At 68.9% G+C, this 19,356-nt stretch carries 15 protein-coding genes; 8 read left to right on the forward strand and 7 right to left on the reverse strand.

What is annotated here, in order from left to right; genetic code table 11:
* Positions 1 to 72: 72 nt before the first annotated feature.
* The 4 genes from ACAH01_RS04060 to ACAH01_RS04075 are packed head-to-tail and all read left to right on the forward strand — an operon-like array spanning position 73 to position 4,244.
* Positions 73 to 960 (forward strand): DUF4129 domain-containing protein, encoded by an 888-nt coding sequence (locus ACAH01_RS04060; RefSeq protein WP_372480320.1) that lies wholly within the window; start codon positions 73 to 75, stop codon positions 958 to 960.
* Positions 957 to 2,882, forward strand: coding sequence for a DUF58 domain-containing protein (locus ACAH01_RS04065; protein WP_372480321.1), 1,926 nt, complete (start codon positions 957 to 959; stop codon positions 2,880 to 2,882). The genes ACAH01_RS04060 and ACAH01_RS04065 overlap by 4 nt, the downstream gene beginning before the upstream one ends.
* Positions 2,879 to 3,388 carry a hypothetical protein gene (locus ACAH01_RS04070; RefSeq protein ID WP_372480322.1) on the forward strand — a complete coding sequence of 170 codons (510 nt, stop codon included), beginning with the start codon at positions 2,879 to 2,881 and terminating at the stop codon, positions 3,386 to 3,388. The genes ACAH01_RS04065 and ACAH01_RS04070 overlap by 4 nt, the downstream gene beginning before the upstream one ends.
* A gap of 49 nt (positions 3,389 to 3,437) precedes the next feature.
* Positions 3,438 to 4,244 carry a hypothetical protein gene (locus ACAH01_RS04075; protein ID WP_372480323.1) on the forward strand — a complete coding sequence of 269 codons (807 nt, stop codon included), beginning with the start codon at positions 3,438 to 3,440 and terminating at the stop codon, positions 4,242 to 4,244.
* A 9-nt stretch (positions 4,245 to 4,253) separates the two neighbouring features.
* On the opposite strand, the gene ACAH01_RS04080 is transcribed toward ACAH01_RS04075, so the two are convergent.
* The 3 genes from ACAH01_RS04080 to ACAH01_RS04090 are packed head-to-tail and all read right to left on the reverse strand — an operon-like array spanning position 4,254 to position 7,744.
* Positions 4,254 to 5,519, reverse strand: a complete 1,266-nt coding sequence (locus tag ACAH01_RS04080) for an oligopeptide/dipeptide ABC transporter ATP-binding protein (RefSeq protein WP_372480324.1) — start codon at positions 5,517 to 5,519, stop codon at positions 4,254 to 4,256.
* Positions 5,512 to 6,558, reverse strand: coding sequence for an ABC transporter ATP-binding protein (locus ACAH01_RS04085; RefSeq protein WP_372480325.1), 1,047 nt, complete (start codon positions 6,556 to 6,558; stop codon positions 5,512 to 5,514). Before ACAH01_RS04085 ends, ACAH01_RS04080 begins: the two co-directional genes overlap by 8 nt.
* Position 6,559: 1 nt before the next feature.
* Positions 6,560 to 7,744: an ABC transporter permease gene (locus tag ACAH01_RS04090; protein ID WP_153554274.1), complete on the reverse strand. Its 1,185-nt coding sequence runs from the start codon at positions 7,742 to 7,744 to the stop codon at positions 6,560 to 6,562.
* A gap of 195 nt (positions 7,745 to 7,939) precedes the next feature.
* Between ACAH01_RS04090 and ACAH01_RS04095 the strand changes: the two genes are divergently transcribed.
* The 3 genes from ACAH01_RS04095 to ACAH01_RS04105 are packed head-to-tail and all read left to right on the forward strand — an operon-like array spanning position 7,940 to position 10,533.
* A complete protein-coding gene (locus ACAH01_RS04095) occupies positions 7,940 to 8,884 on the forward strand; it encodes an ABC transporter permease (protein ID WP_372480326.1) in 945 nt (314 codons plus the stop codon).
* Between the two features lie 41 nt (positions 8,885 to 8,925).
* Positions 8,926 to 9,810 (forward strand): aldo/keto reductase, encoded by an 885-nt coding sequence (locus ACAH01_RS04100; protein ID WP_372480327.1) that lies wholly within the window; start codon positions 8,926 to 8,928, stop codon positions 9,808 to 9,810.
* Positions 9,811 to 10,533 (forward strand): class I SAM-dependent methyltransferase, encoded by a 723-nt coding sequence (locus tag ACAH01_RS04105; protein ID WP_372480328.1) that lies wholly within the window; start codon positions 9,811 to 9,813, stop codon positions 10,531 to 10,533.
* A gap of 70 nt (positions 10,534 to 10,603) precedes the next feature.
* On the opposite strand, the gene ACAH01_RS04110 is transcribed toward ACAH01_RS04105, so the two are convergent.
* Positions 10,604 to 13,360: a methyl-accepting chemotaxis protein gene (locus tag ACAH01_RS04110; protein WP_372480329.1), complete on the reverse strand. Its 2,757-nt coding sequence runs from the start codon at positions 13,358 to 13,360 to the stop codon at positions 10,604 to 10,606.
* Positions 13,361 to 14,027: 667 nt separating this feature from the next.
* Here ACAH01_RS04110 and ACAH01_RS04115 point away from each other — a divergent pair.
* Positions 14,028 to 15,092 carry an aldose 1-epimerase gene (locus ACAH01_RS04115; protein ID WP_170092441.1) on the forward strand — a complete coding sequence of 355 codons (1,065 nt, stop codon included), beginning with the start codon at positions 14,028 to 14,030 and terminating at the stop codon, positions 15,090 to 15,092.
* An 864-nt stretch (positions 15,093 to 15,956) separates the two neighbouring features.
* Here ACAH01_RS04115 and ACAH01_RS04120 read toward each other — a convergent pair.
* The 3 genes from ACAH01_RS04120 to ACAH01_RS04130 form a co-directional block, all read right to left on the reverse strand.
* Positions 15,957 to 16,706, reverse strand: a complete 750-nt coding sequence (locus tag ACAH01_RS04120) for an IclR family transcriptional regulator (RefSeq protein WP_372480330.1) — start codon at positions 16,704 to 16,706, stop codon at positions 15,957 to 15,959.
* Positions 16,707 to 16,744: 38 nt separating this feature from the next.
* On the reverse strand, positions 16,745 to 17,893 hold the full coding sequence (gene dgoD, locus ACAH01_RS04125) for a galactonate dehydratase (RefSeq protein ID WP_153554267.1): 1,149 nt from the start codon (positions 17,891 to 17,893) through the stop codon (positions 16,745 to 16,747).
* 62 nt (positions 17,894 to 17,955) lie between these two features.
* A complete protein-coding gene (locus tag ACAH01_RS04130; RefSeq protein ID WP_372480331.1) occupies positions 17,956 to 19,176 on the reverse strand; it encodes an aminotransferase class V-fold PLP-dependent enzyme in 1,221 nt (406 codons plus the stop codon).
* Positions 19,177 to 19,356: the final 180 nt, after the last annotated feature.

A 19,356-nucleotide genomic window follows, 5' to 3' on the forward strand; every position in this document is an offset into this window, starting at 1 on the left:
ACGGCGACGCCGTGGCCGCCCGTGGGCTGGTCGCCGTGATGTTTTATACCACTCTGCGTACTTTCACCCACTGTGTCACGCGATCGACTCCGAGACGCCGCCTTGGGGCTGCTTGCGGTCGTCGCAGTCGCACTGACCGCTCGGACCCTCCCCACGGCCCGCCAGCGAGAGCCCCGCGGTGACGGGACGGGTGGAGCGGGGATCGGCGAGGGTGGCGGTATTCCCGCACGCTCGACCGAGCCGCTTCCACAGTTGCTCGACGTGCCACTGCTCGCGGAACTGGTCGCGCTCCTCACCGTCCTGTTCGTGCTGGTCGCTCTCTGGGGGCTGTATCGGCACTGGCCCGCGCTCTTCCGGGTCGCCGTCCCGGTCCTCGTTCTCTCGCTGGTACTGGCTGCCCTGCTACAGGGCGTCCCCTTCGACCCCATCCCGAAGCCGTCCAGCGGCGGCGTCCCCGGCACCGACAACGTCAGCGTGGGTGCGGGCGGCGGTGGCGGCACGGCGACGGAGCCGTCGGTGCTGTCGGTCGCACTCGTGGTGGTGATCGCCGTCGCGGTGGTCGGGATCGCCGTCGCCGCGAACCGACGACCGGCCGACGGTTCGACCGACGACCGGACCGACCCGGACGACGACGAGACGAGCACGGCCGTCGCGGTCGGGCGGGCCGCCGGTCGAGCGGCGGACCGCATCGAGGAGACGGCGGCGGTGGACAACGAGGTCTACCGCGCTTTCCGCGAGATGACGGACCGCCTCGACGTGGCCGACCCGGAGACGACGACGGCCCGCGAGTTCGAACGCGCCGCCGTCGAGTCGGGGCTGAGCGCCGACGACGTGGCGGCGCTGACCGACCTCTTCGAGCGGGCGCGGTACGACGACTACGAGATCGACGGAGACGACGAACGGCGGGCGATCGAACTGTTGCGCCGGATCGAGTCCCGGTACGCGGAGGGCGAGCCGTGAGCCGCGGGCGTCTCCTCGCGGCCGTCGGGCTCGTGGCCTTCGCGGTCGGCGTCGGGGCGCTCGTCGCGCCGGGGGTGTTCGGGCTCGGCATCCAGCGCTACGCCGTCGTCGTGATCGGTCTGCTGGCGGTCGCCGCGGCGCTTCGCGTCGTGCAGGGGCGACGCCACGCCCCCAGACGGCGCGCCGAGACCGCGATGCCGGAGGCAGTGCCCGCAGTTCCCTCGCCGGGCGAGGAGCTAGACGCCGTGCTGGCGGCGTTCGACCCCACGCGCTACGGGACGGCCGACCGCCGCCGGAAGCAACTCCGGCGCGTGGCCACCGAGGTACTGACGCGCTACCGGGGCGACAGCGAAGCGACGGCCCGCGAGGCGATCGAGCGGGGCACCTGGACCGACGATCCCGTCGCCGCGGGGTTCCTCGCAGACGAACGCTCGCGCCCTCCGCTCACCGACCGACTCCGCACGCGCCTGGGCGGTGCGTCACCGTACTGGCAGGGGATCGAGCGCACCGTCCGTGCGATCGCCGAGACGGCCGGCGTCGACACCGACGACCGCGACGGCTCCACCCGCCCGGGACTGGACCCGATCGTCGGCTCGCTGGACGGCCGGGACGCGGGCCTCGACCGGGCCAGTGCCGTCGCGGATCCGACGCCGACGACACGCTCGACGGGACACTGGCGCGGGATCAGCGCCGCCGCGCTTTCGGCCCTCGGCGTCGGCGTACTGGCCGAACGAGCGGGCGTCGTCCTCGTCGCCGTGGTCGGGATCGCCTACGCGGCCGCCGCTCGCAAGCGGCCGCTCTCCGCGCCGCCGCTCTCGATCGAGCGCACTGTCGAGCCCGCGGACCCGGAGCCCGACGAGACCGTCACCGTCACGCTGACCGTCACCAACGAGGGCGAGGGGCCGGTGTGGGATCTCCGACTCGTCGACGGCGTTCCGCCCGCCCTCTCCGTGGTCGAGGGGTCCCCGCGGCTCGGGACGGCGCTGTGGCCGGGTGCCAGTGCGACGATCACCTACGAGGTTGCCACACGGCGGGGCCGCCACGAATTCGGCCACGCACAGGTCCTCGTCCGAACGCTGTCGGGTAGCGTCGAGCGAGAGCTGGCCGTCGAGCCCGAGACGGCGACCGAACTCACCTGCGTCCCGCCGCTCCGGCCGATCGAGGAACCGGTCCCGCTGCGCCGCCAGCCCACTCGCCACACCGGGCGCGTCGAGACCGCCACCGGCGGCGAGGGCGTCGAGTTCTTCGCCACGCGCGCGTACCGCTCGGGGGACCCGCTGTCGCGGATCGACTGGAACCGCCACGCCAGGACCGGCGACCTCGCGACCCTGGAGTTCCGCGAGGAGCGAGCCGCGACGGTGGTGCTGGTGATCGACCGCGACGAGGCCGCCGCGGTCGGTCCCTCGCGGCGGGGCCAGACCGCCGTCCAGCGCTCTGTCGACGCCGCGAGCCGGCTGTTCACGACGCTGCTCGACGACGGCAACCGCGTCGGCATCGCCGCGCTCGGGGCTCGCGACTGCTGGCTCGCGCCGGGTGCGGGCGACGCCCACCGCGTCCGGGCCCGGGAGCTGCTCGCGACCCACCCCGCGCTCGCCCCCGGCGAGACGCCCGAGAGCGTCTTGCCGTTCGGCTGGCTGGCCTCCCTGCGGAGCCAACTGCCCGGCGACGCACAGGTCGTCCTCCTCTCGCCGCTGTGCTCGCCCGCCGTCGCCACCGTCGCCCGCCAGCTCGACGCCGGGGGCCACCTCGTGACCGTCGTCAGCCCGGACCCGACGACGACGGCCTCCGGGGCCGGCCAGCTCGCGACGGTGGCGCGGCGCTTCCGGATCGCCGACCTCCGGGCCGCCGGGATCCCCGTCGTCGACTGGCCGTGGGAGCAGTCGCTGCCGGTGGCGCTGGCCCGGACGGGGTGGTCGGAATGACCGGGATCGATCGCTCGCCGACCCGGACCGGCAGCGCGCTCGCGGTGCTTGCCGCCCTCGTCGCGCTCGCGGCCGCTGGAGCCACCTCCTGGATCGCGCTCGCCGTCGGCACCGTCGGCGTCGCGCTCTTCCTCGCGGGCGTCGCCCTCGCACGACACGCCGCCGTCTCGACCGGGGCCGCGGCGCTGTTCGTCGGCGTCCTCGCGGCCGGCGTCCAGGGCGCACCGGTGACGGCGCTGCTCGTCGGTGCCGTCGCGACGGTGGTGGCCTGGGACAGCGCCGGGACGGCGATCGACCTGGGGGCACAGCTCGGTCGGTCGGCCACGACGGTCCGGCTCGAACTCGTCCACGCCGCCGGGACGGCTCTCGTCGGTTGTCTCGCCGCGACCGTCGGCTGGTCGATCTACCAGCTCGGTCTCGGGACCCAGCCCCTGACGGCCCCCGTCTTCTTGCTCGTCGCGGCGCTGTGTCTGGCCGGTGCGCTGGCGGCGCGAGGGGGCGGGTGAGTGTTCTCGTTCCACAAGGGATTTGACTCGCTCTGGCGTGTGTGAAAGTATGTCGTTTCTCCGCCCCTCCAGGCGATCGTTCGCCGTCGCCGTCGGCACTGCGACGGCGGTGCTCGTCGGTGTGCCCGCTGTCGCGTTTTTCCGCACCGCAGTAGTCGCTCTGATCCCGCTCTCGATTGCACTCCTCTGTGGCATCGCAGCCGCGGTGTTGGCGCTGCGTGTTCCTTCGCTCCCGGCTACGCTCGTCCGGGCTCGTGTCCACCTCGGCGTGCTCGTCGTGCCGCTTGCCGTCCTCGTGCTTGCGCCGTTCTTCTTTCCACCGCTCGATCTCGGCGGGTCACCAGACGACGGGCTCTTGCTGGGTCTGATTGCAGTGCTTGTAGCGAGTGCGGTCATCTACGTGGCGACAACGAATCGGTACGCCGCTCTGCTGACCGGGACCGACTCGCCGATCGCCGAGTGGCGTTCACGGCCGGACGAGCGGTACTGCCGGCGCGTCAGGATCGCGAGCCTCGTCGGAGGGATCATCGCCATCGCTTCGATGGTGTTCGTTCATACGCCGTTCGTGGGTGTTCGGCCTGGCATCGGCGGCGCGTTGATCGGCCAGTCGATCTTCTACGGCCGAAGCCGAACCTACCAGCTGTTCGACGAGGGCCTGCTGATCCGAGCCAGCGGCACGGTCGTGTACCAGTTCGTCCCGGCCGGACAGTTGTCGTCAGTCGAACACGGTACGGACGCGCTCTCGATTCGGCGCTCGCTGCCGTGGCCGTTCCCGATCCGCTGTGCGATCGACGACCTGGCCGACCCCGACGATCTCCTGGCGACACTCGGGGACGCAATTGGGCGACGAAAGTGAGTTGCCGGTCTACTCCGGGCGCGGCTCGGCGTCGATCGCCGGGTCGTGACGGTGGCACTTGACCGGCCGCCCGTCGACGGTGACTGTCGCTGGGACCTGCTGCTCGCAGACGCTCGGGAGGACGGCCGCCAGTCGCTCGGACGCCCGGTCGAGGTCGCCGTCCGCGAGCGCGGCTACGGCGTCGTCGACTCCCTCGGCGATCGCCTCGTCGTCGATCGCCCCCGGCAGGTCGAAGACCGACCGAATCGTCGCCGGGTCGGGCGGGTCGGCGAGGTCGATCGACGCCGGAAGCTCGCCCGTCTGGACGGTAAAGCGGAAGCTCGCCAGCCGCTCCCACGTCGCCGCCGAGAGTTCTTCCGGGCCGACGATGGCGGGACAGCGCGTGTGGAATCGACAGCCACTCGGCGGGTCGGCGGGATCGGGGATCGTGTCCGTGAGCGGGCGAACGAGCGAGCGGTCCGACGGATCGAGGCTGGGAACAGAGTCCAGCAGGACCTCCGTGTAGGGGTGAGCGGGGGCGTCGAGCACTCGGTGGGTGGGGCCTCGCTCGACGATCTCACCGAGGTACATCACCGCGACGCGGTCGCAGAACCGCCGGACGACGTCGATGTCGTGGCTGACGAACAGCAGCGACACGTCGAACTCGCGGCGGACCTCTTCGAGCAGCGCGAGGATGTCCGACTTGACTCGCGCGTCCAGCGCGCTCGTGGGCTCGTCGGCCACGACCAGGTCCGGGTCCACGACCAGCGCGCGGGCGATCGCCAGGCGCTGTTTCTCCCCGTCGGAGAACTCGTGGGGGTAGCGGTCGGTGTCCGCGGCGTCGAGGCCGACCCGCTCTAGCAGGTCCTCGACGATCGCCCGTCGCCGGTCGGCGTCGTCCATCCCGTTGAGCGCGAGCGGCTCCGCGACCGCCTCCCCGACCCGGATGCGTGGGTTGAACGCCTCGTTGGGGTCCTGGACGACCAGCTGGACGCGGCGGCGGAACGACCGCCGCTCCGCATCGGAGAGTTCGCTCACCGGGTCGCCGTCGAAGCGGACGGTGCCGCCGGTCCGCTCTTCGAGCCCCAGCAGGGTGTGGGCGAGCGTCGTCTTGCCGCTGCCGGACTCGCCGACCAGCCCGAACGCCTCGCCCTCGCGGATCTCGAAGCTCACGCCGTCGACGGCCCTGACGCGTCCGACCTCGCGGCGGAGCCACCCCTCGGTGATCGGGTAGTGGCGCTCCAGGCCCTCGACCGCGAGCAGCGGCTCGCCCTCGGCGTCGGGTCGCTCAGTCATCGTCGTCCCCCGTCGCGCTCTGCTGGACGGCACGGCCCGCAGACTGGATCACCTCGGCGTCGTAGCCGTCGCCGTAGTAGACACACGAGGCGGCGTGGCCGTCGGTGCTCGCGCCGTCGCCCACGGTGTGGAATCCGGGCTGTTCCCCGCCGGCACACGACTCGACGGCGTGGGGACACTCCGCGCGGAAGCGACAGCCGTCGGCGGGCAACTCGTCGCGGGAGGGCCGTTCGGCGAGTCGCGTCGTCCCGTCGTAGCTGTCGAACAGCGCCTGCGTGTAGGGATGGGCCGGTCGGTCGAACACCGCCTCGACGGGGCCGCGCTCGACGATGGTGCCGCCGAACATCACGAGCACGCGGTCCGCAAGCGCGGCGACGACCCGGAGGTCGTGGGTGATCAACAACAGCCCCATCCCGTCGTCGAGCAGCCCCCGCAGCAGGTCGATCAGGCGGGCCTGGACGGTCACGTCGACCGCCGTCGTCGGCTCGTCGGCGATCAGCAGGTCCGGCTCCGCGGCCAGCGCGATCGCGACGGCGACCCGCTGGGCCATCCCGCCGGAGAACTCGTGGGGGTAGTCGTCGACGCGCTGGGCCGCTCGGGGGATGCCGACACGCCCCAGCAGGTCGATCGCCCGCTCTCGGGCCGTCGCCTCGTCGACCTCCCGGTGGATCGTGATCGCCTCGACGAGCTGGTCGCCGACCGAGTAGACGGGATCGAGGGCGTGCTGGGGGTTCTGGAAGACGTGACCGATCCGCGCGCCCCGAATCGCAGAGCGATCCGTGTCGGCCGCCCGGAGGTCGATTCCGTCGAAGGTAACCGAGCCGCCGACGATCTCTGCGGGTGGCTGTGGGACGATGCCGGTCAGGGACTCGCAGGTGACGCTCTTGCCGCTGCCGGACTCGCCGACGAGACAGACCGCCTCGCCCCGATCGACGGCGAAGCTCACGCCGTCGACGGCCCGGACGGTCCCCCGGTCTGCCCGGATGAGCGTTCGGAGGTCCTCGACTGCCAGCAGCGGGTCGGAGTGGTCGCCCGACATCTCAGTGCTCACCTCGCGGATCCAGCACGTCCCGGAGCCCGTCGCCGACGAGCTTCAGCGAGACGACGGTCGCGGCCAGCGCGACCGCGGGGGCCGTCGAGACCCACCACACCTGGTGGGCCGTCCCGCGGTCCGGACTCAGCCCCTCGGCGATGGTCGAGCCCCAGGAGTACAGCTCCACGTCCGAGAAGCCGAGGAAGGCGACCCCGGCCTCTGCGACGATCAGTATCGCGACGAGGTGGACGACCGCGGGCACGAGCGTGTTCGTGACGTTCGGAAGGACGTGCCGTCGGGCGACGTACCAGTCGGACGCGCCGAGACTGCGCGCGACGACGACGTAGCCGTCCTCGCGACGCTGGAGCACTTCGCTGCGGACCAGCCGCGCGACCGGCCCCCAGCTCAGCAGTCCGAAGGTCGCCAGCAACAGCGCCAGCGACGCGCCGACGTACATGTAGCCGACGAAGTAGAGGAAGATCGCCGGGATGCAAAGCTGTACGTCGACGTAGGTCCGCAACACGTCGTCGAGGCGACCGCCACGGAAACCCGCCGTGACCCCGACCGCGGTCGCCAGCGGGACGACGAACGCCAGGGTGAACACGACGACGTAGATGGCGACGCGCGCGCCAGACACCAGCAGGGATTCGACGAGCTGGCCGCGACCGTTGGTCCCCAGCGGTGCCTGGAGCGATCCCTCGCAGTACCGCTGGATCCCCGTTCCCTGTCGGATCTCGCCGGCACAGTTCGGGCTCCAGCCGGCGTCGGCTGCAAAGCCCAGCGGCGGCTGGTAGACGTATCCGAAGTTGAGTTCGGGGCGGCCCAGTACGAGCGGCAGGACGGTGCCGACGACGAAGAGGCCGCCGAGAAAGCAAAGCGCCGCGACCAGTACCGGACGGTCTCGTATCGCGCTGGCGACGCGCAGGGTCGCCTCGCGGTTCCGCACCGCGGGGACGACGCCGTAGGCGGTCAGGACGACCAGGCCCGCCATCACTGCCCAGTCGACCGGCGTCACGGCCCACTCGGCGACGAGATAGACGTGGGCCACATATCGGTCGTACAGCCAGAGGGCCGCGACGATCAGGAGCCCGACGGCGAGGATCGTTCGCTCTGGGGTGACGGTACGTCGCGTGGCGTCGACCGCTGACCAGTCGACGCGCTCGAACCGGGGACGCTCGGAGGGCGCTGCCATGGAGGGTTGTGTCAACACGTACCAGCCACTCTGATAAATCTATCCGTTCCTTCGAGGGCACACTGCCCCTCGTGAGAGGTTTTTTCACACCCCACGCCAAAACGACCCCTCGATGCCCTCCACGAACGCCATTCGGACGGCCGATCGCACTCGCTCCCAGCGCCGAACCGACTCGCGGACACACCGGCACTCGCCATGAAGTTCCTCCGCGTCGTCGCCTGGCGCGTCGCTCTCGGTGGCGTAGCCGCCTGGGCGGTCCTGACGGCGGTGTTCGGGCTCTTTACGCTCACCGAGGACTGGGTGTTGCAGCGACAAGTCGGCGCGCTCAAGTGGGCCGGCGAGGAGGAGGACGCCATCGCGGCGGTCCGCGACCAGTACCTCGGGACCCGCGGGCTGGATCGCCCGCTCGCCGTCCAGTATCTCGACTGGCTGGGCAACATGGTGACCCTCGACTGGGGACGCTCGTTCGTCACGGGCGATCCCGTCTTCGGGACCGTCCTCGCGGCGGCGGGACGGACGGCGATGTACGTGCTCCCCGCTCTCGCACTCGCAGTGGCCGTCGGCGTCGCCTTCGGGCTCTTCCTCGCGCTCCGGCCCGAGAGCCGTCTCGGGAGCGTCGGGCTCGGGACGATCTACCTCGCCTTCGCGATCCCGAACTTCTGGCTCGGGGGACTGCTGGTGTCGCTCGCGCGTGCCGGCGTGATCTCGCGGCCCCCGCTGGTCTTCGAGCACCTGTTGCCCATCGTCCTCACGGCGACGACGCTGCTCGGCGGGGTCGTCAGCTACGCCCGCGCTCACGCTGCCGAGTACGCCTCGGCCGACTTCGTCCGCCTCCTGCGGGCCAAGGGGGCCGGCTCGCGCCGCGTCGCGACCCACGTCCTCCGGAACGCGGCGGTGCCGATCTTCTCGCTCGTGTTCACCGAGGCGCTGGCGCTGCTCGTGCTGGCGGTGTTCGTCGTCGAGGTGCTCTTCGGAATCGACGGCTTTGGCTCCCTGCTCTTCCGGTCCGTCGACCAGCGCGACCTCCCGGTGTTGCTGGGCGGAACGCTGGTCATCATCGCGGTCGGCGTCGTCGGCAACGTCGTGCAGGACCTCTCCTACGGCGTGCTCGATCCCCGGATCGACGACTCGGGCCGCTGAGCGCTGCAACGCTTATGCATCTCCCAGCCCCACGTTCGGGTATGGAGACACGCCCGCTCGGCGACACCGGTCAGGACAGCACTGTCGTGACCTTCGGGGCGATCGCGCTCAACTGGCTCGAACAGGAGGGTGCGGACCAGCTGGTCGAACACGTCCTGGACTACGGCGTCAATCACTTCGACGTGGCACCGACCTACGGCGACGCGGAACTGAAGCTCGGACCGAAGCTCCGCCAGCACCGCGAGGAGATCTTCCTCGGGTGCAAGACTCAGGAACGCGACTACGAGGGGGCCTGGCAGATGCTCGAACGATCGCTCGACCGCCTCGGCGTCGACACCATCGACCTCTATCAGGTCCACGGGCTGGAGTACGAGACGGAACTCGACGCGATCACCGGCGACGACGGCGCACTGCGGGCCTTCCGCGAGGCCCGAGCGGAAGGGCTGATCGACCACGTCGGGCTGACCAGTCACAGCGAACCGGCGCTCGTCCTCGACGCGATCGATCGCATCGACGACCTCGACTCGCTGATGTTCCCGCTGAACCCGGTCGTCGCCGCGAAGGACGACGGGAATCACGACTACGAGGCAGTGCTCGACCGGGCCCACGCGGCCGACGTCGGGACCCTCGGCATCAAGGCCTTCGCCGCCGGCTCCTGGCCCGACACCGACGACCTCCCCGAAGCAGATCGCCCGTTCGCGAACTGGTACCGACCGGTCACGGCCCCCGACGAGATCCGGCGGCGATTCGACTTCGCGGCCTCTCAGGGGCTGACCAGCGTCGTCAGCGCGGGCGACCCAAAGCTCGTGACGATGATCCTCGAAGCCGCCGCCGACTACGAAGAGATGGACGAGGCCGCCCAGCGCTCGCTGATCGAGCAGGTGCGCCACGACGACAGCCCGGTCCCCGAACAGCTCCACCACTGAATGGCTGTTCCCAACACGGTCACCGCCGCCCTCGCGGACCGCCCGGTCGAGGGCCGACGCTGTCTGGAGGCCGGTGCCGGCGTCGGCAACACGACCGCCGGACTCCTCGATGCCGGGGCCGAGCGGGTCTACGCCGTCACGAACGACCGAGAACACGCCCGGACGACCCGCGAACGAGTGGCCGACGACACGCGATCCGACCGGCTGGCCGTCCTCGACGCGGATCTGCGCACGCTCGCGCTGTCCGACGACTCGATCGACCTGATCACGGCCCACGGGCTCTGTAACGTCCTCGATCCCGCTTCGCTGTCGGCGGTCGCGGCGACCTTCCGCCGCGTCGCAGCGCCCGGCTGTCACCTCGTGATCGACGACTACGCTCCGCTGCCCGAGACGGCTGCCGTTCGCGAGCTGTTCGCCGTCGAGAACGCCGCTTCGGAGCTTGCGACTGGTGGGCCGGCGCTGACGTTCTACCCGCCAGACGCGCTCAGACGCTGCTTCGTCGGTGGGGGCTGGTCGTTCGACCGCGAACGGACGCTGCTCGATCCGGTGCCCTGGACTGGGGCGCATCTGTCGGCCCACGCCGACGTGGCCCGCGACCACGCGGCGGCCTGGCCTGGCGATATCGGCGACCGGCTGGCAGCGCGTGCCGACCGACTCGCGACGGAGATCGGCTCCGAATCTGTCGGTCGGATGTACAGCCTCGCGTTTCGGCTGCCGGCGTGACTCGTCCGCGCCAGCTCAGCGCCGACACCCGACTCCGCGCAGACCGAGAGCGTCGTGCTGAGCCCCCTCTTTACTCCGTCTGTCGAGGCTCGCGGTCTGCAGTCGCCGAGACCGCCGCTGCCGTCTCTCGATCGTCGTCCGCGGCTGACTGGTCGCCGTCTGCCGCCGACTGTTCGTCTTCCGCGGCTGACTGGTCGTCTCCATCCGCCGACTGTTCGTCTTCCGCGGCCGACTGGTCGTCGTCCGCCGCCGGCTCTCCGCCGTCGACGGTGAGTACGTCCGTCTCGACCGTGACGAGGCCGCTGTCTCGCGGGGGCGTCGTCTCAGGCCTGGCCGGCCGCGCGTCGTCGGGGCGCTCCGAGACTGCTCGTTCGGTCTCGTCGGCGCGCTCCAGCGCCGTCTGTTCCACTCCGTCGGGTTCGTCCTCGCTTCGGGACGGCTCCGAGCCCTCGGTGGCGGTGTCGAACCGAGCGAGTCGATCGGTGAGGACGGCCGCGTCGTCGGTGAGCGTCCCCGCGCTGTCGGCGATGGCAGCGACCGCGTCGGTCTGGGCGGCGGCCGACTCCGCGGCGCGGTCGGTGTCGCCGTCAGTGCGCTCGCTGATCTCCGTGACGGCCTCGACCATCGCCACGACCTCCTGGCTGGCCGCCGCCTGGCTGTCGGTGGTGTCGTCGATCGACTGGACGCTCTCGTTGGCCCGCTGGACGGCTTCTCCCAGTCGCTCCAGGGAATCGAGGCTCTCCTCGATCGTTTCGATCCCGTCGGCGACGCGGTGTTGCATCCCGCGCACGTCGGTGACGGTGTCGTTCGCCGTCGTCCGGACGCGCTCGATCCGGTCTTCGATCTCGCGCGTCGCTTCTCGGGTCTCGGTCGCGAGCTGCTTGACCTCGTCTGCGACGACCGCGAACCCGTCGCCGGACTCGCCGGCCCGTGCGGCCTCGATCGAGGCGTTCAGCGCCAGCACGTTCGTCTGCTCGGCGATGCCGTCGATCAGCGTGACCACCTCGCCGATCGCCTCGACCTCCTGTTCGAGGGCCGCGATCGCCTCGGCCGTCTCGGTCGTGGTCGACTCGATCTGATCGAGCGTGTCGACCGACGCGGCGGCGAGCTCCGCGCCGCGCTCGCCCTCCGTGGCGGCCTCGCTGGTGACGGTCGCGGCCTCGTCGGCGGAGGCGGCGACTTCTTCGATGGCTCCCGAGAGGTCACTCATCTCGTCGCTGACTGTCTGTAGTCGGTCGTACTGGGTCGTGGCTCCCTCGTCGATTCGCTCGATGGCCTCGTCGACCTCGCGGTTGGCCTCTGCCACGTCGTCGGCACAGGCAGCGACCTGGTGGCCGGCATCGGCGACGCTGTCCGCGAAGCGCTGGATCTCTTCGATGGTCGTCTCCATCTCCGCGAGCATCGCGTTGCACGACTCGGCGATCTCGGTCATCGCAGCGCTCTGGCCGGCCGGGTCGAGTCGCTGGGTCAGGTCGCCGTCCCTGACATGGCCCATCGTCGTCGCGAACTCACTGGCCTGAGTCTCCAGGTGGTCGCTGAGCTGCTCGGCCTCGTGTCTCGCGGCCTCGGCGTCCCTCCGGGCCGCGTCGAGGTCCTCGATCATCGTCTCCAGATCGGTTGCCATCTGGTCGAGTGCGACCCCCAACTCGCCTGGCACCTCGTCGTCGAGCACCGGCGCGTCGAACCGCTGGTCGGCGATCGCGTCGGCCTGCCCGGCGACCGTCGACAGGTACGCGTGGATGTCGCCGACGGAGGCGACGACCTCGCCGAGTTCGTCGTCCCGGTCGTTGTCCGGGGCCGTCGCGTCGAGATCACCCGCGGCCACCGCACCGGCGTAGTCGGTGAGCTGGTCCAGCGACCGGACGGTGTTGCGACCGAGCGTCAGGCCGACGGTCCCGAGCCCGAGGACGACCGCTCCGATCAGTACCAGCAACGGCCGCGTCACCGTTCCGACGAGCGCGTACGCGTTGTCCCGTGGGGCGTGGACGACGACCGTCCAGTCGGTTCCCTCGACCGGCGCGTAGGCGACGAGCGCGTCGCCATCGACGGCCGTCCCGGCGGTCGAGCCGTCGAGCACGCCGCTCTCGCCCGCCTGCCCGCGTTCGATGGCCGTCGACTGTACTGACGAGGCCCCGGCGTACTCGCTGCCGATCGCACCGGTGTCGTTCGCGAACGCGACGCGTCCGTCGCCGTCGACGACGCGTGTCACGCTGCCTTCGACCGGGCTCCGGAACTCACCGGCCACCCGCGACACGTCGGCGACCAGGACGACCGCCTTGTTGCGCTGAGACGGCACCGGGCTGACGAACGCCATCACCGTTCGACCGCTGTCGAGCGTGTACGGCTCCGAGACGAGGACGGTGTCGATCTGGTCGAACGTCACGTCGTCCTGTGCCCAGGGATCGCCACGCTCCCGGAGATTCTGGTGTGAGAGCGTGTTCATCGTCGTGGCCGCTACGTCCAGGTTCGCCGTGTCGACGTAGTGGAGCGCGACCACGTCGTCCGGGAGGTCGTTGTACTCGGAGTTGAGCGTCGAGGCGATCGCTCCGGTGGCCAGCCAGTGGTTCTTCGACACCTCGCGGGCGACGAGGCGTCGCTGCTCGACCCAGTTTTCGAGGTCGTTGGCCGTCAGTTCGCCGACTGTCTGTAGCTCGCTGTCGACGTCGGCTTCCAGTTCACGGGCGACGGCCTCCTGCGTGTAGATGCCGACCGAAGCGGTCACGAGCAGGAGGACTACCAGCGCGACGCCGAACTTGGCCATGTAGCTCTCGCGCAGTCGCGCGGGGACGAATCGCCGCTTCCAGTCGCGCCCACGTGGCGGTGTCATCGTCTGGGGCGACGACCAAACCACGCGTAAGTATTACCCGCCAGTTCTCAGCAGAAATTTGCGCTACTGTCTGCTATATACAGGAATTTGTGTGGACAAATAACGTGGTCAGTGCGCCGGCCCCCGGCGGTCGCCGTCCCACGACTTCACTCTCCGGAGCTCCGAGCGATGCCACGACCGGACGGCCCGCACTCTCTGACTTCGCTGCGTGACGCACGATCTAGATATATCAAAAATATATACTACCTCAAAATCAAACTATTCTGGGAAATGAGACACTCAGAACAGAGCCAGGCCATCCGAGTCCCGACGTAGCACTCTGCCTCTGTCTGGTGACCAGACGGCGTGAAAAACGGCGATGAAGCCGTCTTATCTGCCGTTTGCGTGTGTTCTGATCTGGTGTCGTCACTGCAGACGCTCCGCGTCTCGACGAAGGCTGCTGGTGGGACACTACAGGGCTAAACGGCTCGTATATGCCGCTCGGAGTCGTGTCCGCACGGCGGCGGTGACGGCGTAGCGCTCGCCGTCGCCGGCCCGTCTCGATCGACAGATAATAAAGTAAATTTTCTTATGAGATAGTCGAAAGACCATTCCGCTAATAATAGTTCCGGGGACCGGATCCCCGATGCGGGGATATTTTTATACCCCCCGAGCGACAGCGATGGGTATGGGATACTTCGACGACCGGCCGTCCGTCTCGACGGACTTCACGTATCGCGGAATGGACGCCGCGATTCTGGAGAACGAGCACCTCCGCGTGCTCGTGCTCCCCGGCAAGGGTGGGGACATCCTGGAGTTCCGCGACAAGCGTACCGACGTGGACGTGCTGTACCACGCCGACTACCAGTGGGACCCGCCCGGCGACCGCGTCATTCCCTCGACGGAGATGACGTGGAACGAGCACTACCCCGGCGGCTGGCAGCTGAACCTGCCGGTCGCTGGCGGTCCGATGTCGATCCCGGGCAACCACTACGACCACCACGGCGAGAGTGCGCTCATTCCGTGGGACGCGACGGTGACGCGGGACGACGCCGACGCCGTCACCCTCGAACTCTCGACGCGTCTCCGGCGGTACCCCTTCGCGGTGACCCGAGAACTGACGCTGCCGGCCGACGAGTCGAGCCTGGAGGTGGCCGAATCGGTGACCAACGAAGGCGAGTACGAACTCGAATACGCCTGGCAGCACCACGTCGCGCTCGGTCGGCCGCTGATTGGCCCCGACGCGCGCCTCGACGTGCCCGCGGGCGAGAGCTACATCGACGACTACCCGGAGGACCACGAGACAAACCGCCTGGCGGGCGACCAGCACTTCGAGTGGCCGACCGCCGAGGCCGTCGACGGGGAGGACGTGGACCTCACCGCGTTCCCGCCGACCGACAGCGAGATCCACGACCAGGCGTACCTGCTGGGCGTCGACGAGGGGTGGTACGCCGTCACCAACAGGGAACTCGACGTTGGCTTCGCGCTGTCGTACCCGGCCGAGCACTTCGAGTCGCTGTGGTACTGGCAGGCCTTCGGCGGCATGGACGAGTCCCCGTTCTGGGGCCGCAACTACACCGCGGGGCTCGAACCGACGACGGCCTACCCCGGCCACTCGTACCCGGAGGCACAGCGCGAGAACGGGACGATGAAGACGCTCGAACCGGGCGAGACCGTCTCTGTCGAACTCACGGCGACTACGTACGGCGGCCGCGAACGAGTCACGGGCGTCGAGAACGGCGTCGTCGAGTAGCGCGACGCCGCCGTCGCTCGACACTGTCAACAATACCCACGGTAAGGGTTATGTATCGCCAGGTGTTTCATTATAGTGCATGACAGTCTAGCCGCCAGCTTTTGCAGTAACGACAGTACTATCGTTACTACAATGCGGGCTCGGTCGATCGCCACACACCGCCTGTTCGCCGTGCCCGACGGCCGCTACTGCCGGCTGTCGCCGTTTCGGAGACGCGTCGTCAAGGACGACGAGACACGCTACGGACGGACAGACAGTACGAGCGAACTGTCAGCGTCTGCTTTCGGAGTGACCCCTCGGTGCTGGTTTCGATCGACGCCTCCCACACGCCGCCGATCCGCGGCGGCGTCGTCGCCGACGTTCTACAATGTGAAACACCTGAGGAGATCGGCCGGTCGCACTGCCGGGACACCCGTATCGGTGCCGCTCCGTGGACAGGGACGACGAACGAGTCACGACGACGCGCACGTGGACGGTCCAGTGCCGTTCGTGTGAGGTTCGTCCGGAGCGGCTACCGACGGTTGCCCTCGCACTCGCTGGAACAGGCTGTCGATCGACCGGCTCACGGCAGATCGCTGCCTGTCCCTCATTGTGAAACGCGCGTGTCGGACGGAGATCACCGTCGGCATCGACTCTCTCGGCCGTCGACGCCGTCGGCTGTGCGGTCGGCTGGACAGCGTGTCGTGGTGTCTCGTCGGGCTCCGTCGGGACAGAGCGACGGTGCGTGCGGACTCGTTTCGTCCCGACAGCTGTAGCGACGTATCGGTGAGTGCCGTGCTCCGGCGCATACTGCCGGCTGTCACTGTTTCACGATATTCGCGACCACGGGTCGCAACATTCGTTACAGACGGACAGCCGGCAGTATCAGGCGATTTTGGCTTCGATCTCTCGCACCGTACTCAGCACCATCCCCGGTACGTCCTCTTCGAGCCGTTTGCTCGACAGTCGGCTCGCGGTGCCAGCGACGTAGACGGCACCCTGGTAGTCCGCGAACTCGATGGGCACCGCGACGCTGTTGACGTCGGCACGCTGTTCGCCCCGCGCGAAGGCGATCCCTCGCTCTCCGATCCGTCGGAGTTCGCTCCGGAGGCGGTCGGTGTCGGTGATCGTGTCCGGCGTCAGCGACACGAGCGGTTCTTCGAGGATCTCGTCGACGCTCTCGTCCGACAGCGTCGAGAGGATCGCCTTCCCAGGGGCGCTGCAGTGGAGATGACGCGTCGTCGTCATCGAACACGCCTCCGGGTGAGTGCCCACCGTCGAGTAGATGTCGACGGCCTGTCGGTCGTGTTCGAGGACCAGTCCCGCCGTCTCGTCGGTGGTCTCGGCGAGGCTGTCGATCGCCGGCTTCGCCTGAGCGTAGGGCTCGAACGAGTCTTTGACGTGCTCACCAACGTCGATAAAGCGCGGGCTCAGTCGGTACGCCACGTCGTCTTTGTCGACGTAGCCTTCCGACCTGAGCGTGTTCAAGTGTTTGTAGACCGTACTCTTCGAGATGTCCAGTTCCGTCGCCAGTTCGGTGATGCGGACGCTCCCGTCCGTCTCGGTCATGTATTCGACAATCCTGAACGTCTTGCCTAGCGCGGTCAGTGTCCCTCCGGTGTCCCCCGTAGCCATACGGAGGCATTGATGCCTAAGCGTGATAAGTGTTCACGTTACCAGTCGGCGATACTCCCGTCTTCGTGTCGCCATATTGGATTGTGCCAGTCGACGTTGGCCTCGGCACGCTCCTCGACGAGCGATCGATCGATGTTGACCCCCAGTCCAGGATCGTCCAACACCTCGACGTAGCCGTCGTCGAACACGAACGGATCGTCCGTGACGTACTGGTGGGTCCGATCGGACGCGGGGAGGTGGATGTCGAAGCCGTGGTCCTGCACGAAGAAGTTCGGGACGTAGGTGTCGACCTGTAGCGAGGCCGCCAGCGCGATCGGGCCCAACGGGCAGTTTGGCGCGACGGCCACGTCGTGGGTCTCGGCGGTGTTTGCGATCTTGACCATCTCGGAGATCCCGCCTGCGTGGGACACGTCCGGCTGGATCACGTCGATGGCTCCCGTCTCGAACAGCCGCTTGAAGTCCCACCGGGAGTAGAGCCGTTCGCCCGCGGCGATCGGGGCGCGGGTCTGTGCGGCGATCGCCGGCAGGTGCTCGACGTTCTCGGGCAACACCGGCTCCTCGATGAACATCAGACCGAGATCGCTGAGACGGTGGGTCAGCGTCTTCGCCATCGACTTCGAGACGCGCCCGCGGAAGTCGACGCCGATGTCGATGTGATCGCCGACTGCCTCGCGGACGTGTTCGACGCGATCGACGATCTCCTCGATCGTCTCCCGTGACTCGATGTGGCGCATCTGGTGGGTCGCGTCCATCTTCAGCGCCGTGTAGCCGGCGTCGACCAGCTGGTCGGCCTCGTCGGCCAGCTCCTCGGGTCGGTTGCCGCCGACCCACTGGTACACTCTGATCTTGTCTCGGCTGCGCCCGCCCAGCAGTTCGTGGACCGGCAGCCCGTACTGCTTGCCCTTGATGTCCCACAGCGCCTGATCGATCCCGGCGATGGCGCTCATCAGGATCGGACCGCCCCGGTAGAAGCTCCCGCGATACATCGCCTGCCAGTGGTCCTCGATGCGGCGTGGATCTTTCCCCAGCAGGTACGAGTCCATGATCTCCTCGACGGCTGCCCTGACGGTCTCGGCTCGGCCCTCGACGACGGGCTCGCCCCAGCCGGTGACCCCCTCGTCAGTTTCCAGACGCAGGAACAGCCACCGCGGCGGCACCCCGTACAGCTCGTAGTCCGTGATTTCCATGTGGGACCGCTCGTGTGGCTCGACAATAAGTGCGGGTGATCGCGAGCGTGGCGGACGGCCGCCTACAGATTGTCGCGGATCCGTTCGACGACGTAGTCGAGTTCCTCGTCGTCGAGACACATCGGGTTGATCGCGATCTCGTTGTCGCCCATCCCGTCCGCGCCGACGTAGACGCGCGGGTCCTCGTCTCGGAGCGCCCGGACGAGTTCGACCGCCGACAGCGTCTCGTCGAGGGTGACCTCGACGACCGGCGAGACGTTCTCGCCTTCGCCGCCGGTGACGGTCGCCGTCAGGTGTTCTTCGTCGGCGAGCCCGTCGGCAGCGCGTTCGGCCTGGCGCTGCCACTCGTCGCTGAGCGCCTGGTAGTCGAGGTCGACGAACACTTCCAGTGCGCGGATCAGTCCGGCCAGCTCCTCTTTTCCGACTTTCATCGGCCGACCGATCCCCTGACGTGGGACGCCGTCGACGCTGTCAGGATCGATCAGCTCGCGGGGCGGCTCCCACGCCTCGCGAGCGACGTGCATGTCGAGGTGCTGGAGCGCGATCGACTGGATGAGGTCCTTGCGACCCGCGACGATCCCGGTCGTCTGCGGACCGCGAATGGCCTTTCCGCCGCTGAACACGACGAGGTCCGCGCCGGTCTCGACGAACCGTTCGAGGTTGTCGATCGGCGGGACCTCCGCGGCGGCGTCGACGATCACCGGCACGTCGTGGTCGTGGGCGATCTCGACGACCGTTTCGAGGTCGGGCTGAGTGTAGCTCTTCTGGACGTAGCCGACGGCGGCGGTGTCCTCGCCGATGGCGCGCTCGATCTCCCACGGCTCGACGTTGGTCGCGCCAGTCCCGAGGTGGAAGTCGTTGGTCCCCACGTCGACGATCGTCGCGCCCGCGGCCCGGAGCGCGTGGTCGTAGCCCGTCCGGTGGGTGCGGGGCATGACGATCTCGTCGGCCAGCCCGTCGGTGTCTGGGAGGCGATCCATCGCCTGTACGTCCGAGCCGGCGATGGCGGCCGCTGCGCCGAGCAGCAGGCCCGCGTCGGCACCCGAGGTGACGTATCCCGCTTCGGCCCCGGTGACATCGCGGATCAGTTCACTGGCTCGCGCCTGCAGGTCGCCGAGTTCGACGAACCCCTCGGCCGCGCTGTTCATCGCTTCGAGTGCTTCTTCCCGAATCAGGCTGCCCCCGATCCGTGTCTTCGTCCCGGCGGCGTTGACGACCTCCCGGACCCCGAGCTCGCGATAGATATCCGTCTGTTCGACTCTCCCGTCTGGTGACAGACCCATAGTAGTCGGGTAACAACACGGGACGTTGAATAGGTGACGGTTTCCGATGTCTTCCAACTGAGACGGGCATTTCAGGATGAGAAACATTCAGCGAGAGACGCCTACCAGAGATCTCGATTTCGAATTTCAAAGCGATGACTGGATCGGGGACAGACACGAACTAGTCTCGTGATACTGTCC

This window comes from Halomicrobium sp. HM KBTZ05 (genome assembly GCF_041530035.1).
GTDB lineage: Archaea > Halobacteriota > Halobacteria > Halobacteriales > Haloarculaceae > Halomicrobium.

Coding starts and splice junctions, on each gene's coding strand:
- ACAH01_RS04070 (WP_372480322.1), top strand. CDS start 2,879: ATGACCGGGATCGATCGCTCGCCGACCCGGACCGGCAGCGCGCTCGCG.
- ACAH01_RS04075 (WP_372480323.1), top strand. CDS start 3,438: ATGTCGTTTCTCCGCCCCTCCAGGCGATCGTTCGCCGTCGCCGTCGGC.
- ACAH01_RS04080 (WP_372480324.1), bottom strand. CDS start 5,519: ATGACTGAGCGACCCGACGCCGAGGGCGAGCCGCTGCTCGCGGTCGAG.
- ACAH01_RS04085 (WP_372480325.1), bottom strand. CDS start 6,558: ATGTCGGGCGACCACTCCGACCCGCTGCTGGCAGTCGAGGACCTCCGA.
- ACAH01_RS04090 (WP_153554274.1), bottom strand. CDS start 7,744: ATGGCAGCGCCCTCCGAGCGTCCCCGGTTCGAGCGCGTCGACTGGTCA.
- ACAH01_RS04095 (WP_372480326.1), top strand. CDS start 7,940: ATGAAGTTCCTCCGCGTCGTCGCCTGGCGCGTCGCTCTCGGTGGCGTA.
- ACAH01_RS04100 (WP_372480327.1), top strand. CDS start 8,926: ATGGAGACACGCCCGCTCGGCGACACCGGTCAGGACAGCACTGTCGTG.
- ACAH01_RS04105 (WP_372480328.1), top strand. CDS start 9,811: ATGGCTGTTCCCAACACGGTCACCGCCGCCCTCGCGGACCGCCCGGTC.
- ACAH01_RS04110 (WP_372480329.1), bottom strand. CDS start 13,360: ATGACACCGCCACGTGGGCGCGACTGGAAGCGGCGATTCGTCCCCGCG.
- ACAH01_RS04115 (WP_170092441.1), top strand. CDS start 14,028: ATGGGATACTTCGACGACCGGCCGTCCGTCTCGACGGACTTCACGTAT.
- ACAH01_RS04120 (WP_372480330.1), bottom strand. CDS start 16,706: ATGGCTACGGGGGACACCGGAGGGACACTGACCGCGCTAGGCAAGACG.
- dgoD (WP_153554267.1), bottom strand. CDS start 17,893: ATGGAAATCACGGACTACGAGCTGTACGGGGTGCCGCCGCGGTGGCTG.
- ACAH01_RS04130 (WP_372480331.1), bottom strand. CDS start 19,176: ATGGGTCTGTCACCAGACGGGAGAGTCGAACAGACGGATATCTATCGC.